11 protein-coding genes are annotated in these 14,072 nt (G+C 70.8%); 7 read left to right on the top strand and 4 right to left on the bottom strand.

Going from position 1 to position 14,072, the window contains the following annotated elements; genetic code table 11:
* Positions 1 to 27: 27 nt before the first annotated feature.
* Positions 28 to 2,631, bottom strand: a complete 2,604-nt coding sequence (gene clpB / locus G9272_RS24135) for an ATP-dependent chaperone ClpB (protein WP_171398493.1) — start codon at positions 2,629 to 2,631, stop codon at positions 28 to 30.
* A 121-nt stretch (positions 2,632 to 2,752) separates the two neighbouring features.
* Between clpB and G9272_RS24130 the strand changes: the two genes are divergently transcribed.
* On the top strand, positions 2,753 to 3,166 hold the full coding sequence (locus G9272_RS24130) for a pyridoxamine 5'-phosphate oxidase family protein (protein WP_171398492.1): 414 nt from the start codon (positions 2,753 to 2,755) through the stop codon (positions 3,164 to 3,166).
* 177 nt (positions 3,167 to 3,343) lie between these two features.
* Here G9272_RS24130 and G9272_RS24125 read toward each other — a convergent pair whose 3' ends face one another.
* Complete coding sequence (locus tag G9272_RS24125) at positions 3,344 to 3,679, bottom strand: hypothetical protein (protein ID WP_054241900.1); 336 nt, start codon at positions 3,677 to 3,679, stop codon at positions 3,344 to 3,346.
* A 525-nt stretch (positions 3,680 to 4,204) separates the two neighbouring features.
* Here G9272_RS24125 and G9272_RS24120 point away from each other — a divergent pair.
* Complete coding sequence (locus tag G9272_RS24120) at positions 4,205 to 5,053, top strand: hypothetical protein (RefSeq protein WP_057601134.1); 849 nt, start codon at positions 4,205 to 4,207, stop codon at positions 5,051 to 5,053.
* A 116-nt stretch (positions 5,054 to 5,169) separates the two neighbouring features.
* Complete coding sequence (locus tag G9272_RS24115) at positions 5,170 to 6,222, top strand: helix-turn-helix transcriptional regulator (protein WP_171398490.1); 1,053 nt, start codon at positions 5,170 to 5,172, stop codon at positions 6,220 to 6,222.
* Here G9272_RS24115 and G9272_RS24110 read toward each other — a convergent pair.
* On the bottom strand, positions 6,125 to 7,225 hold the full coding sequence (locus G9272_RS24110; RefSeq protein WP_171398489.1) for a helix-turn-helix transcriptional regulator: 1,101 nt from the start codon (positions 7,223 to 7,225) through the stop codon (positions 6,125 to 6,127). The two genes, G9272_RS24115 and G9272_RS24110, sit on opposite strands and share 98 nt — an antisense overlap.
* 382 nt (positions 7,226 to 7,607) lie before the next feature.
* Here G9272_RS24110 and G9272_RS24105 point away from each other — a divergent pair, with 382 nt between their 5' ends.
* From G9272_RS24105 to G9272_RS24095, 3 genes are read left to right on the top strand one after another with little or no spacing between them, the layout of a single operon-like run.
* The gene (locus tag G9272_RS24105) at positions 7,608 to 9,155 is read left to right on the top strand and encodes a circularly permuted type 2 ATP-grasp protein (RefSeq protein ID WP_171398488.1); all 1,548 of its coding nucleotides are present in this window, start codon (positions 7,608 to 7,610) and stop codon (positions 9,153 to 9,155) included.
* Positions 9,152 to 10,084: an alpha-E domain-containing protein gene (locus tag G9272_RS24100; RefSeq protein ID WP_171398487.1), complete on the top strand. Its 933-nt coding sequence runs from the start codon at positions 9,152 to 9,154 to the stop codon at positions 10,082 to 10,084. Before G9272_RS24105 ends, G9272_RS24100 begins: the two co-directional genes overlap by 4 nt.
* 5 nt (positions 10,085 to 10,089) lie before the next feature.
* Complete coding sequence (locus tag G9272_RS24095; RefSeq protein ID WP_171398486.1) at positions 10,090 to 10,962, top strand: transglutaminase family protein; 873 nt, start codon at positions 10,090 to 10,092, stop codon at positions 10,960 to 10,962.
* Between the two features lie 58 nt (positions 10,963 to 11,020).
* Here G9272_RS24095 and G9272_RS24090 read toward each other — a convergent pair whose 3' ends face one another.
* Positions 11,021 to 12,130, bottom strand: a complete 1,110-nt coding sequence (locus G9272_RS24090; protein ID WP_171398485.1) for a sugar ABC transporter substrate-binding protein — start codon at positions 12,128 to 12,130, stop codon at positions 11,021 to 11,023.
* A gap of 640 nt (positions 12,131 to 12,770) precedes the next feature.
* Here G9272_RS24090 and G9272_RS24085 point away from each other — a divergent pair.
* A complete protein-coding gene (locus tag G9272_RS24085; RefSeq protein WP_171398484.1) occupies positions 12,771 to 14,048 on the top strand; it encodes a hypothetical protein in 1,278 nt (425 codons plus the stop codon).
* The last annotated feature ends 24 nt before the right edge of the window (positions 14,049 to 14,072 follow it).

Raw genomic sequence — 14,072 nt, 5'->3', positions numbered from 1 at the left:
GCGGGGGCGGGGCCGTGCGCGGGGGCGCTACAGCGTCTTGCCGGTCGCCGGGCCCACGATCAGGCCCTCGCCCTCGCCGAAGGTGTCCACCCGGACCGTGTCGCCGTCCTTGACCTCGCCGGCCAGGATCTCCTTGGCCAGCCGGTCGCCGATGGCCGTCTGGACCAGGCGGCGCAGCGGGCGGGCGCCGTACGCCGGGTCGTTGCCCTCGTCGGCGAGCCAGGCCAGGGCCGCGTCGGTGACCTCCAGGGTGAGGCGGCGTTCGGCGAGCCGCTTGGCCAGGCGGTCGATCTGGAGGCGGGCGATCCGCTCCAGCTCCTCCTTGTTCAGGGCCGAGAAGACGACCAGGTCGTCGAGCCGGTTGAGGAACTCCGGCTTGAAGGAGGCCCGCACCACCTCCAGGACCTGCTCCTTCTTCTCCGCCTCGGTGCTCACCGGGTCGACCAGGTACTGGCTGCCCAGGTTCGACGTCAGCACCAGGATGGTGTTGCGGAAGTCGACGGTACGGCCCTGGCCGTCGGTCAGCCGGCCGTCGTCCAGGACCTGGAGCAGGACGTCGAAGACCTCCGGGTGCGCCTTCTCCACCTCGTCCAGCAGGACCACGCTGTACGGGCGCCTGCGCACCGCCTCCGTGAGCTGGCCGCCCTCCTCGTAGCCGACGTAGCCGGGGGGCGCGCCGACCAGGCGGGCGACGCTGTGCTTCTCGCCGTACTCCGACATGTCGATGCGGATCATGGCCCGCTCGTCGTCGAAGAGGAAGTCGGCGAGGGCCTTGGCCAGCTCGGTCTTGCCGACGCCGGTCGGGCCGAGGAAGAGGAAGGAGCCGGTGGGGCGGTCGGGGTCGGCGATACCGGCGCGGGAGCGGCGTACGGCGTCGGAGACGGCCTGCACCGCTTCCGCCTGGCCGATGAGACGGCGGCCGAGCTCGTCCTCCATGCGGAGCAGCTTCTGCGTCTCGCCCTCCAGGAGGCGGCCCGCGGGGATACCGGTCCAGGAGGCGACGACGTCGGCGATGTCGTCCGAGCCGACCTCCTCCTTGACCATGGTGTCCTTCGCGGCCTCCTCCTCGGCCTCGGACGCGGCTTCCAGGTCGCGCTCCAGGGTCGGGATCTCGCCGTACAGCAGCTTGCTCGCGGTGTCGAAGTCGCCGTCACGCTGGGCGCGTTCGGCCTGGCCGCGCAGTTCGTCGAGCTTCTCCTTCAGCGCGCCGACCCGGTTGAGGGACTGCTTCTCCTTCTCCCAGCGGGCGGTGAGCAGGCGCAGCTCCTCCTCCCGGTCGGCGAGGTCGCGGCGCAGCTTCTCCAGCCGCTCGCGGGAGGCGGCGTCCGTCTCCTTGCTGAGCGCCAGCTCCTCCATCTTCAGCCGGTCCACGGACCGCTGGAGCTCGTCGATCTCGACCGGGGAGGAGTCGATCTCCATGCGGAGGCGGGAGGCCGCCTCGTCGACCAGGTCGATGGCCTTGTCGGGGAGGAAGCGGGAGGTGATGTACCGGTCGGAGAGGGTCGCGGCGGCGACCAGGGCCGCGTCCGCGATCTGCACCTTGTGGTGGGCCTCGTAGCGGCCCTTGAGCCCGCGCAGGATCGCGATGGTGTCCTCGACCGACGGCTCCGCCACCAGCACCTGCTGGAAACGGCGCTCCAGCGCCGGGTCCTTCTCGATCCGCTCCCGGTACTCGTCGAGCGTCGTGGCACCGACCATGCGCAGCTCACCGCGCGCGAGCATCGGCTTGAGCATGTTGCCGGCGTCCATGGCGGAGTCGCCGCCGGCGCCCGCGCCGACGACCGTGTGCAGCTCGTCGATGAAGGTGATGATCTGCCCGTCGGAGTCCTTGATCTCGGCGAGGACGGTCTTCAGCCGCTCCTCGAACTCGCCCCGGTACTTGGCGCCCGCGACCATCGCGCCGAGGTCGAGCGCGACGAGCCGCTTGTTCCTGAGGGACTCGGGCACGTCGCCCTTGACGATCCGCTGGGCGAGCCCCTCGACGACGGCGGTCTTGCCGACGCCGGGCTCGCCGATGAGGACGGGGTTGTTCTTCGTGCGCCGGGAGAGGACCTGCACGACGCGCCGGATCTCCTGGTCCCGCCCGATGACCGGGTCGAGCTTGCCCTCGCGGGCGGCGGCGGTGAAGTCCGTCCCGAACTTCTCCAGGGCCTTGTACTGCCCCTCGGGGTCGGCGCTGGTCACCCGGCGCCCGCCGCGGGACTTCTGGAAGGCCTCCTGGAGCTTCTTCGGGGTCGCTCCCTGCCGGTCCAGCACGTCACCGGCCTGTCCTCCCTTGGCGGCGATGCCGATGAGCAGGTGCTCGGTCGACAGGTACTCGTCCCCCAGCTCGCGGGCCCGGCTCTGCGCGTCGGCGATGACGGAAAGCAGCTCGCGGTTGGGCTGCGGGGGCGCGACGGTGGACCCGGTCACGCTGGGCAGCGCGCCGAGCACCTTCTCGGCCCCGGCCCGCACGGCCGCCTGGTCCGCGTCGACGGCGGCCAGGAGATCGACGATGTTGTCGTTCTCCTGGCCCTGGAGCAGAGCGAGGAGCAGATGGGCGGGGATGAGGTCGGCGTGTCCCTGGGACACGGCCCTGTTGCTGGCCGCGTTGATCGCGTCCCGGCTCCGGTTGGTCAGCTCGGCGTCCACGTTCGCTTTCTCCTCCTGGCGTCAGCAGTCTCCCGTGTCTGACTCAGTCAGCGTACACAAAGTTGAGTCTATTCCGCTCAAGGTGTGCGCGGGAGTCCGGGAACGGGTTAGGTTCCGGACCATGGCCGCATACCCCCAGGACCCGGGCGCCCCGGACGCGCCGTATCTCGCCTTCTGGCGCGAACGGCACCTGTGCACACTGACCACACCACGTCCGGACGGCAGTCCGCACGTGGTTCCGGTCGGAGTGACATACGAACCCGGGGCGCGGCTCGCTCGGGTCATCGCCGACAAGCGCAGCACGAAGGTCGGCAACGTCCTGGCGGCGGGCCCGGCCGGCGCCCGGGTCGCGGTGTGCCAGGTGGACGGCCGGCGCTGGGCCACCCTGGAGGGCAGGGCGTACGTGCGCGGGGAGCCGGACCGGGTCGCGGAGGCGGAGCGCCGGTACGCCGAGCGCTACGGACGCACGCCGAGCCCGAACCCCGCGCGCGTGGTGATCGAGATCGAGCTGACCCGGGCGATGGGTCGCGGCTGACGCGGGTGAGGCGTGGCGGATGACCAGATCCGTCCCCGTCGTTTTTCGGCCAAGGCTCAAGCGGGTGCATGTGCGGAAATGTCCCCGCAAATTACAGCGGCGTCACCGTGTTCAGGTCACGGTGACGCCGCTGCGGGGGGAAGCACCTGAGCGATCTGTTACGACGGGGGAATCGCGTCAGGCACTGCGGGGGGTGGCTGAGATGGTCTTCAGGGGCGGGGTCTCGGGCTCCACGAGCCGGTGGTCCCGCTGGTCCAGGTTCACAAAGATCATTCCGTAACGAATGGCGCACCGCACGGGCTGCGGCGCCCCCCGGGGCTTGCGCAGGCACCGGTAGGCCCGTACGTCCTCGTCCTCGTCGCGCGTCACGACCACCGGCTCGCCGAACACGGTCACCATCAACGAGTCACCACTGTGGGGGATGGCGGTGACCAGGTCGATGAAGTGCCAGCCGGAGCGGTAGGCGGTGGCCATTTCGCGGCGGAAGGAGCGGTCGTCGGGTGGAGTGGTCATGACTCGGCGACCCACGTACTGTCGCTGGGAGCGACCCAAGTGCTGTCACCCGGCACGTCTGCCGCCGTGATCACCCACGTGCTGTCGCGGGGCGCGACCCACGTACTGTCCGCGGGCGCCGCGACGGTCTCGGTACCCGTGCTCCAGGTACTGTCGCGCGCCGTGTCACCCGTCGTTCCCGCAAGGCCACTCAGCGCCCCGAAAGCCAAGGCGGCGGAGAAGGCGGCGGCAAGCGCCGAGCGAAGCATTCTCTTATGCATAGTCGGCTTCGTCCTCATTTGAAGGTCACCTCTCCCCCGTCCACTACGACGATGGCCCATTCGGGCACGTCATGGCCACACAATCGATGCATCATGTTCCTGCACGTTCAGGACCCTGGGGGGTGGAGATTTGACGAAAAATGAGACAAAGCAGACACATCCTCATGCGTCGACTGAGCTGTGCGAGGAAGGTCGCCGTCTCTACGGGAACGCTCTTCGGACGGGCCGCATAGCCCGTGAGGACGTGGAGCCTGCTCCGTGTTTGATGGAGTTCGCCCTGCTTCATGCGGACCCCGACGACGCGAACTGGCTACGTCCGGTGCCCCCGTCGATCGCACTGTCCCAACTGCTCAACCCGATCGAGCGCGAGATCACCCAGCGCAGACGGCTGTCGGTCGAACTCGCCGACGCTTTCGAGCCGTTCATGACCCTCAGCGCCCAGCCGACGCCGACCACACACTCGATCACGGTGCTGGAGGGCATCGACCGGATCAACGCCGCACTCGATCTGGCCACCTCCCAGTGCCAGACCGAGATGCTCACCGTCCAGCCGAGCCGCCGGCGCCTCGAACACACCCTCGTGCAGGGCCTCGAGCGCGACAGACCGCTGATCGAACGCGGTTGCCGGATCCGGACCCTCTACCAGCACACGGCCCGGTACAGCCCCGAGACGCTGGCCTACGTCTCCCAGTTCACCGACGGCAAGGTGGAGTACCGCACCATCGACGAACTCGTGGAGCGGCTGATCATCTGCGACGAGACCGTCGCCTTCATCCCGACCCGGGACGACGGACAGGTCGCCCTCGAACTCCGGCACCCGGGGCTCGTCCGCTACCTGATCAAGGTCTTCGAGTTCATGTGGGGCCGCGCGGTGCCGCTGGCCACCGGCGCCCCCTACGAGACCGCCCCCGACGGCATCACGGACATCCAGCACTCCATCGCCAAGCTCCTCGTCGAGGGGCATGTCGACGAGGCCATAGCCCGCCGTCTGGGCATGAACGTACGCACCTGCCGAGCCCACATAGCGAAACTCGCCACGGCTCTGGGCAGCGGCAGCCGTGCCCAACTCGGCTTCCTCATAGCTCAGTCGGGGATCCTCAAACAGGAACCCTGACCGTGCGGGCGGGCCCGGAACCGAGAACCGGGAACGGCACGCCCGCGCCCCGCCCGGCCGCCCGGCCATCCGCCGTCCCGCCGTCCCGCCGTCCTCGAACAGGAGAGAGATTCGCAGTGAACGCGCCGCCGCACGCCCCCCACGGCGTGGAGAACCTGTGCGCCGCCGGCACGAACCTCTACGAGGCGGCCCTGCGCGACGGACGGGTCAAGACCGGGGAGGCCGAGACAGCGGCCCCCTGTCTGCTCTCCTTCGGCCTCCTGCACCCGGTCGTGGACGACCCGGACCAACTCGAACCCGTCTCCCCCGCCCTGGCCCTGCACCGGCTGCTGCGCGCCTCGGGCACCCGCATCGCCGACGAACGGCGCCGCGAGGAACGGCTGGCGACCCTCTTCGAACCCCTCATGCGGATCACCGGCAGCCGCACCGCCGCCGCCGATCCCGCCTCCCTGCGTCTGCTCAGCGGCACGGAACAGATCAACGGGGCCATCACCGAGGCGACGGCCGAGGCCACGGACGAACTGCTCTGCATCCAGCCCAACGTCCACTACAGCGGGCCGCGCGGCCAGACGGCCCAGACCGTGGCCATGGCTCGCGACCAGGCCCTGCTCGACCGGGGCTGCCGCATCCGCACCCTCTACCAGCACACCCAGCGCCACCAGCCCCTCGTACTGGCCCGCTACGAGCAGCTCCGGGGCGATGTGGCGGCCCGCACCCTCGACGAGGTCACCGACCGCCTGATCGTCATCGACGGCAAGGTCGCCTTCATCCCCGCCGGCGAGGACGGCCGACTGGCCCTGGAGGTCCGCCACCCCGCCCTCCTCACGTACTTCACCATCACCTTCGACCGCCTCTGGCGGCTGGCCACCCCCATGTACCCGCAGGCGGTGCACCGCCCGTCCCTCAACGGCGTCACCCCCCGGCAGCAGGCCATCGCCGCCCTCCTCGTCGAAGGGCACACCGACGCCGTCATCGCCGACCGCCTCGGCATGAACATCCGGACCGCCCGCGTCCACATCGCCAAACTCGCCACCACCCTCGGCAGCGAGAGCCGCGCCCAACTCGGCTACCTCATCGGGCAGTCGGGGATCCTTGACCGGGAACAGAACCGGGACCGGGCGCAGGAGCAGCGGCCGGGTCCGGACCGGCCCCCGGCACCGGAAGACTGACCGACGGCGGCTCCGCCTCCCCGGACGGCCGGTCGAGGCCGACCTGCGCGATCCGCACCCCCAGCTGGGTCCGGCTGGCCGCGCCCAGGGTCTCCGAGAGCCGGGCGATGTGCGCACGGCAGGTACGGACGCTGATGCCCAGGCGCTCGGCGATGACGGCGTCCTGGTGCCCCTCCGCCAGCAGGGCCGCGATGGACTGCTCCCGGTGGGAGATGCCCTCGATCCGGGTCTCGGGCAGCGTCGCGGTGAGCGGGATCGCCAGCCGCCACAGCCGCTCGAAGACCGTCACCAGGTAGGAGATCAGGGCCGGGTGGCGCAGCTCCAGGGCCATCGTGCGGTCGGTGTTCGCCGGGATGAAGGCGACCGTGCGGTCGAAGAGGATCAGCCGGTCGATGACCTCGTCCAGCGTGCGGGCCTCCACCGCGTCGCCCATCAGCTCCAGGTAGGTGAGCAGGCCCTGGCCGTGCCGCGCGACGTGGTTGTAGATGTCCCGCATGCGCACGCCCCGGCCGCGCAGCTCCAGCGCCCGGTGCAGGCCCTCCGACAACTCGTGCTCACGCCGGATGCCGCCGGGCTGCACGGTGAGGACCTCGGTCGTACACGCCTCGGTCGCCGCGTCCAGGGCGGCCTGGATCCGGGAGGCGCCGTCCAGGACACGGATCGCCGCGCCCTCGCCGGCCGACCCGCCCCGCGCGGGGCCGCCCAGGCCCGCGTACCACTCGAAGGCGGCGACCGCCGAGCCCATCCGGCGCCCGCTCGCGCTCACCTCGTCGTACAGACCGCGCAGCAGCCGGGTCATGACCTCCTGCGGGGAGGTCGGCACCAGCCAGTCCATGTCGTCGGGGTCGGGGTGCAGCAGGGCGAGTTCCAGGAGGCACGGGACCGTCCCGGCGTCGGTCCGCGCCACCCGACCGCGCCGTACGGCCCGGGAATACACGCGATCCCCGGCCTCGCACAGTCGGTCGGCACCGTGTGGATGCTCCTCCGTCCCGTGCCCGGCCATCGCCCATCCCACCCCCGCCGTACGCCTCTTCCGGAGCGCAACTATGCGCGGCCCGGACCAGCTCCGCAACACGGCTGCCCCGGCCGACGCCTGGGAAAACCACCGGTCTGTTCCTGTTTCTCCCGGCCTCCTCCCCTCGCACTGCAACAAGCTGACGGTGGTGCGGGGCGTTGGCGACGGTGCATGGTGGATTCCGCTTGCCCCCGGGTGCTCCCCACTCGGGGGAGAGCACAGCCAACCCGGCCGGACCACGGGGGAGTCCGGCCGGGCCCCGGCCACGGGCCATCACACCCGCAGTGCTCCGCGGGCCCACCGAGCACCCGTGCACTCCCGGAAATGCCCGAGTGATCGCCGTGTTACGTCCCGCACTTAACGTCGGGCCATGGCGGACATATTTGACGCGTACGCGCTGGTCGACGCGTGGGACGAGATGTTCGAGCGGCCGGGTGAGGTCAGGACCGCCTATGAGCCGGTACTGGCGGCACTCCAGCCGATCGAACCGGGTGAACTGCGCTTCAGGGCGGACCAGATGGCCCGCGCCTTCACCGACCGCGGGGTGACCTACGCCTTCGCGGGCGAGGAACGGCCCTGGCCGCTGGACCTGGTGCCCAGGATCCTCGACGCGCTGGAATGGGATTTCATACAAAGAGGGGTCGCCCAACGGGTCAGAGCCCTGGAGGCCTATCTCGCCGACGCCTACGGGCCCTGTCGCGCCTTCGAGGACGGTGTCGTCCCCTGGCGGCTGCTGCTGGGCTCCCCGCACTTCCACCGCGCGGCCCACGGCGTCGAACCACCCGGCGGGGTACGCATCCACGTCGCCGGCATCGACCTCGTCCGGGACGAGGCGGGGGACTTCCGGGTGCTCGAGGACAACGTGCGGGTCCCCAGCGGGGTGTCGTACGTCATCGAGAACCGGCGGGCGATGACCCGGGTGTTCCCCTCGCTCTTCGACGGGCAGCACGTCGTGCCGGTGGACGGCTACCCCGCGCGGCTGCTCGCCGCCCTGCGGGCCGCCGCGCCCGAGGGGACCGCGGACCCGCGGGTCGTCGTCCTCACCCCCGGCCCCAGCAACGCCGCCTACTTCGAACACGCCCTGCTGGCACGGCTGATGGGCGTGCAGCTGGTCGAGGGGCACGACCTCGTGTGCCGCAACCACCGGGTGTGGATGCGGACCACCAAGGGCGAGGTCCCGGTCCATGTCGTCTACCGGCGGCTCGACGACGACTTCCTCGACCCGCTCCACTTCCGCCCCGACTCCGTGATCGGCTGCCCGGGCATCATGACCGCGGCCCTGGCCGGAAAGGTCACCCTCGCCAACGCCGTCGGCAACGGCATAGCGGACGACAAGCTGCTGTACACGTACGTCCCGGACCTCATCCGGTACTACCTCGGCGAGGAACCGGTCCTCCCCAACGTGGAGTCGTACCGCCCCGACGAGCCCGGGCAGCTCGACGCCGTGCTCGACCAGCTCGACCGGCTGGTCATCAAGCCCGTCGACGGCGCCGGCGGGCAGGGCATCGTCATCGGCCCGAAGGCCGACGCCAAGACCCTGGCGAAGACGCGGAAGGCCGTCGCCGCCGACCCGCGCGGCTTCATCGCCCAGCGGCCCGTGGCCCTGTCCACCTCGCCCACCCTCGCGGGCGACCGCATGGCACCGCGCCACATCGACCTGCGGCCGTTCGCCGTCAACGACGGCACCGACATCTGGGTGCTGCCCGGCGGACTGACGCGGGTGGCGCTTCAGGAGGGCAACCTGATCGTCAACTCCAGCCAGGGCGGCGGCTCCAAGGACACCTGGGTCCTCGCCGAGGGCCCGGCGGACGGCCCGGCCGCCCTGCCGGCCGACGACGCGCCACCGGCCGTCGCACCCCGCCAGCTGGGCCCGGACGGGGTCCCCAGCGCCGTACAGGAAGGGGCGCAGCAGCAGTGAACGACGTGATCCTCTCCCGCATAGCGGAAGCGCTGACCTGGACCGGCCGCTACGTCGAACGGGCCGACGCCACCGCGCGCATCCTCGACGCCTACCTCCACCGCATGCTGGAGGACCCCTGGCGCGACGAGGACGTGGCCTGCCGGTCGCTGTACGCGATCCTCGGCGTCGACGCGGGCGCCGACAGCGTCGACATGCAGCAGGTCCTGGACCAGCTGGCCTTCGACTCCCGCTCCACCTGCGCCATCGAGGGCGCGCTGGGCGCCGCCCGGCTGAACGCGCGCAGCGCCCGCGAGGCCGTCTCCTCGGCGATGTGGGAGTGCCTGAACGCCACCTGGCACGCCCTCGCCGACCAGCGCCGGGCGGCCCGCCGTACGGGCCCCTACGGCTATCTGGAGCTCGTCCGCAGCCGTGCGGCCCTCTTCTTCGGGCTCGCCGACTCCACGATGAGCCGCGACGACAGCTGGCGGTTCGTCGTCCTGGGCCGGAGCCTGGAGCGGGTGGACATGACCGTACGGCTGCTGTCGGTGCGCGTCCTGGACGCCGCCCACGCGCCCGACTGGCCGACCCTGCTGAGCGCGTCCGGCGCCGACGAGGCGTACGCGCGCGTGTACGGCGGTTTCGGCGACACCCCGAGAGTGGCCGAATTCCTGCTCCTGGACCGGGACTTCCCGCGCTCGGCGCTGCACGCGCTGACGACGGCCGAGGAGTGCCTGAGCGCGCTCGGCCGTCCCCGGCAGGACCCGGCCCGCCGTCCCATCGGCCGGCTGCGCACCCGCCTCGAATACCTCGACTCACCCGCCCTGGAGGAGCAACTGCCGCTGCTCCTGGGCGACTTGCAGGCCGCCTGTATGGCGTCGGCGGAGGCGGTGGCGGAGCGGTTCTACCCGTACCAGGGGCCCGTCGTGTGGGCCCAGGAAGGAGCGTGAGCACGATGACCGCTCAGTCCACGGCCACCACGGCCGCCACCCGCAGGCTCCGCATCCGGCACACGACCCGTGTCTCCTACACGCAGGCCGCCGTCCTGTCGCACAACGAGGTCAGGATGACCCCCCTCACCCTGCCGGGCCAGACGACGCTGGACTCCCGGGTGACCATCCGCCCGGCGGCCACGACCTGGTCGTACTGGGACTACTGGGGCACCCAGGTCACCGCCTTCGAGCTGATGGACCCGCACGCGGACCTCACCATCACGGCGTCCAGCCTGGTGGAGACGGCCCCACCGGGCGCGCTGCCGCCGGCCCCGGGGTGGCCGGCGATCGCCGAACGCACGGCCGGCTCCCGCCTGCTGGAGTTCGCCGGCCCCACGGCCCGTACGACGGTGCCGCCGAAGCTGGTGAAGAAGGCGAGGAAGGCGGCCATGGGCCTGGACCCGCACGGGACGGCGGTGGCCGTGTCGGCGATGGTCGCCGACCAGGTGTCCTACCTGCCCGGCGTCACCGGCGTGAACACCTCGGCCGCCGAGGCCTGGGACCAGGGCGCCGGGGTCTGCCAGGACATCGCCCACGTCACGATCGCGCTGCTGCGCGGCCTGGGCCTGCCCACCCGGTACGTCTCCGGCTACCTCCACCCCGAGCGGGACGCGGAACTGCACCGCCCGGTGGCCGGGCAGAGCCACGCCTGGGTCGAGTACTGGGCGGGCGACTGGCACGGCTACGACCCGACGAACCGGACCCGGCCCGACGAGTCCCACGTCGTGGTCGGCCGGGGTCGCGACTACGACGACGTCACCCCGCACAAGGGCATCTACCGGGGCGTGGCCGGCGGGCCGCCGGAGGTGACGGTGGAGTTCACCCGGGTGGCGTGAGCGGCGACGCGGGCGGGCGCGGTCCGGGCGGGCGCGCGGCCCGCCCGGAGTCCGTGGCTCAGACCAGGTTGAGGGCCTGGCAGGCGGCCTTGTACTTGGCGGTGCAGATCTCGGAGACCTTGTAGATGCCGTCGGCGATGATGGTCGACTTGATGTTGTCCTTCGTCAGCGCGACCACGGTCACCAGCTTGGCCGGGATGTCCTTGTCGGTCGGGCTGTCGACCCGGTCGCGGGTCAGGGCGTCGAACTGGATGTCGCGGCCCTGGACCTTGGCGACGGCGGCCTCGGCGGCGGCCTCGGCCTCGCCGGGGTACGGCTTGTAGACGCTCATGAACTGCTCACCGCTGATGATGCGCTGCACGGCCGCCAGCTCCGCGTCCTGGCCGGTGATCGGCGGCAGGTCGCTGTCGCTGACACCCGCGGCCTTCAGGGCCTTGATGATGCCGCCGGCCATGGCGTCGTTGGCGGAGTAGACACCGGCGATGTTGGCCGCGCCCAGCGCGTCGATCGCCTTCGTCATGTTGGCCTCGGCGACCTCGGGGCTCCACTTGTCGGTGTCGTACGACTTCGCCACCGTGACCCGGCCGTTGAGCTCGTTGAGCGCGCCCGCCTTGAACTGCCCGGCGTTCGGGTCGGTGGGCGAGCCGTTCACCATGACGATCTTGTCGCTGGCCTTGACGCCGGGGATGGCCTCCACGAGGGTCCGGCCCTGCACCTCGCCGACGAGCTCGTTGTCGAAGGAGACGTACCCGTCGATCGGCCCCTGGGCCAGGCGGTCGTAGGCGATGACGGGGATGTTCGCGTCCTTGGCCTTCTGCACCATCTCCGCGATCGACTTCGAGTCGACGGCGTCCAGCAGGATGACGTCGACCTTCTCGTCGATCATCTTCTCCATCTGGGTGCTCTGCGTCTTGGCTTCCCCGGCGGCGTTCGCGTACTCGGTCTTGCCCTTGTTCTGGGTGAGCTCGGCGACCTTCTTCTTGATGATGGGGTAGTCGAAGTCCGCGTACCGGGTGTTGGTCTCCTCCGGCATCAGCACGCCCACCGTGATGTCGTTGCTCCGGGTCGGTGTCGCACTGCTGCTCTCCTCCGAGGCCCCAAGCATTCCGCACCCGGCGAGCGACAGGGACATCGTGGAGGCGACCACAGCTATGGCGATACGACGCATTCGGGGGCTCACTTCAGGTGCGTTCGGTGCGATTCCGGACACATGGGTGTGACATGTAGACCCAGGTGTCTGAAAAGACAACGCGGCGGCGACCATCGGCGTCAAGCGGAACTACTTAACGAAGTAGCAACATCACACTCCGCTTAGCAGGTGAAGACGCATGGAGAGCACGCGGAGACGTTGAAAAGACCTGGACAGAGAACCGGCCAACGAGTGGGCAAAAAGTCGCACGACCAAGGCCGTTCCCCGCGGGTCACGATCACGACAGCCTTCCTTTGGACCGGAGGAACGCCTGAATCCCGCCACCTCCGCCTACGAGAAGCTCGCCGAGGTCGCGCACGACGATCCCGCGTACCCCGACCTCACCGCCTCGCGCGGCACCACCCTGACCAGCGGAATTGTCGCTTCCGGCGCTGTTGCGAAGTGGTGACGGAGCGACGATTGATCACCTGTGAAATCCGGGTGAGGATGAGTGCACCGCGAGCCGCCGGGGGGACAAGCAGTACCGGCGGGCGGTCGCTCTCCTGGTTCCTCACTCTCCTGGTTCCTCGCTCTTCCTTCTCGTCGCACTTCTCGCTCGTGCCTTCGCCGCCGTCATCACGGCGCGCGCTTGCTGATTGATTCCTTGGGGGGATTCATCATGTCCGCTCGTTCCGTCGCCGCCCGCCGCATCCGCACCGTGGCCGCGACCGCCGTCGTCACCGCTGTCGCCGGCGCCGCCTTCGTCCCGGCCACCGCTGTCGCCGCCGACAAGGCGGGCGAACACGCGTTGAAGATGACGCTCGGCGCGCCCACCCCCACCGGCCCGCTCAAGCGCGGCGGGGCGACGGAGTCGATGATCCTGACGGTCGCCAACTCCTCCGACAGGGCGCAGGAGTTCTCGGCCTGGCTGCCGGGCACGCCGGACGGTCCGAGCCCGGTGCTGAAGGACTCCGTCGTCTTCGACGTGACCGCGGTCGACGCGCCCGCGACCAAGTCGGCCGTCGGGCGGCAGGACGGCTCCTTCCAGGGGCTGTTCTTCCCGGCCACCGGGAACGCGGCGTCCACCTTCTCCATCCCGGCGAAGACCGAGTACACCTGGAAGGTCACGCTCGGCCTCGGCGCCTCCTACCCCACCAACGACGGTGACTTCACCCTCACCGCCGGGCGGCTGATCGGCGACACCGACGACGACCCGGCCCGCAACACCCAGGTCTTCAAGACCGACCCGGCGATCACGCCCGGCAAGCTGAACGTGGCGTGGGAGCAGAAGACGGGCGCCGTCGCCCGGCCCGGTCAGCGTGCCGAGCTGGTGCTGAACGCCACGGCCACCGGCCCCGGCGAGTTCCCCGCCGAGCTCCAGCGCACCGTGTCGGCCCAGCAGTTCCGCGAGGGCGCCGGCCACCCCGACTTCGTCCTGGAGGCCGAGGTCGACGGCAAGATCGTCAAGCTGAAGGAGTTCAACGACAGCGAGTGGGAACTCCCCGCCATATCCAAGGGCTTCGGCGCCTCCGCGGGCACCGAGAGCATCAAGCTGTACCTCTCCCTGGGCAAGAAGAGCGACATCAAGAAGGACACCGTCGTCCCGCTGGAGGCGCTGTTCTCCATGGCCGACTCCTGGGGGTTCAACGGCGCCCGGACCCAGGTGAAGGCCGGCCCGGCCCTGGTCACCACGCCGAGCGGTACGCCGTCCACCTCGCCGTCGCCGTCCGCGTCCGCCTCGGCCTCCGCCTCCCCGTCGGCGTCCGCGTCCAGCTCCGCGGCCACCACCACGGGCGGCACGACCGGCGGCACCACGAACACCACGACCGCGACCGGTTCGCTCGCCAACACCGGTTCGGGCGGCGGCCTCTACGGCGCCCTCGCGGCCGCCCTGCTGGCCGTCGGCGGTGCGGCGGCCTGGTTCGGCACGCGTCGTCGCCGGGCGGCGCGCGTCTGATCCCCGACGGACGACGGACAGGGG

This window comes from Streptomyces asoensis (assembly GCF_013085465.1).
Taxonomy (GTDB): Bacteria; Actinomycetota; Actinomycetes; order Streptomycetales; family Streptomycetaceae; genus Streptomyces; species Streptomyces cacaoi_A.
This window is presented reverse-complemented; position numbering and strand designations above follow the sequence as displayed.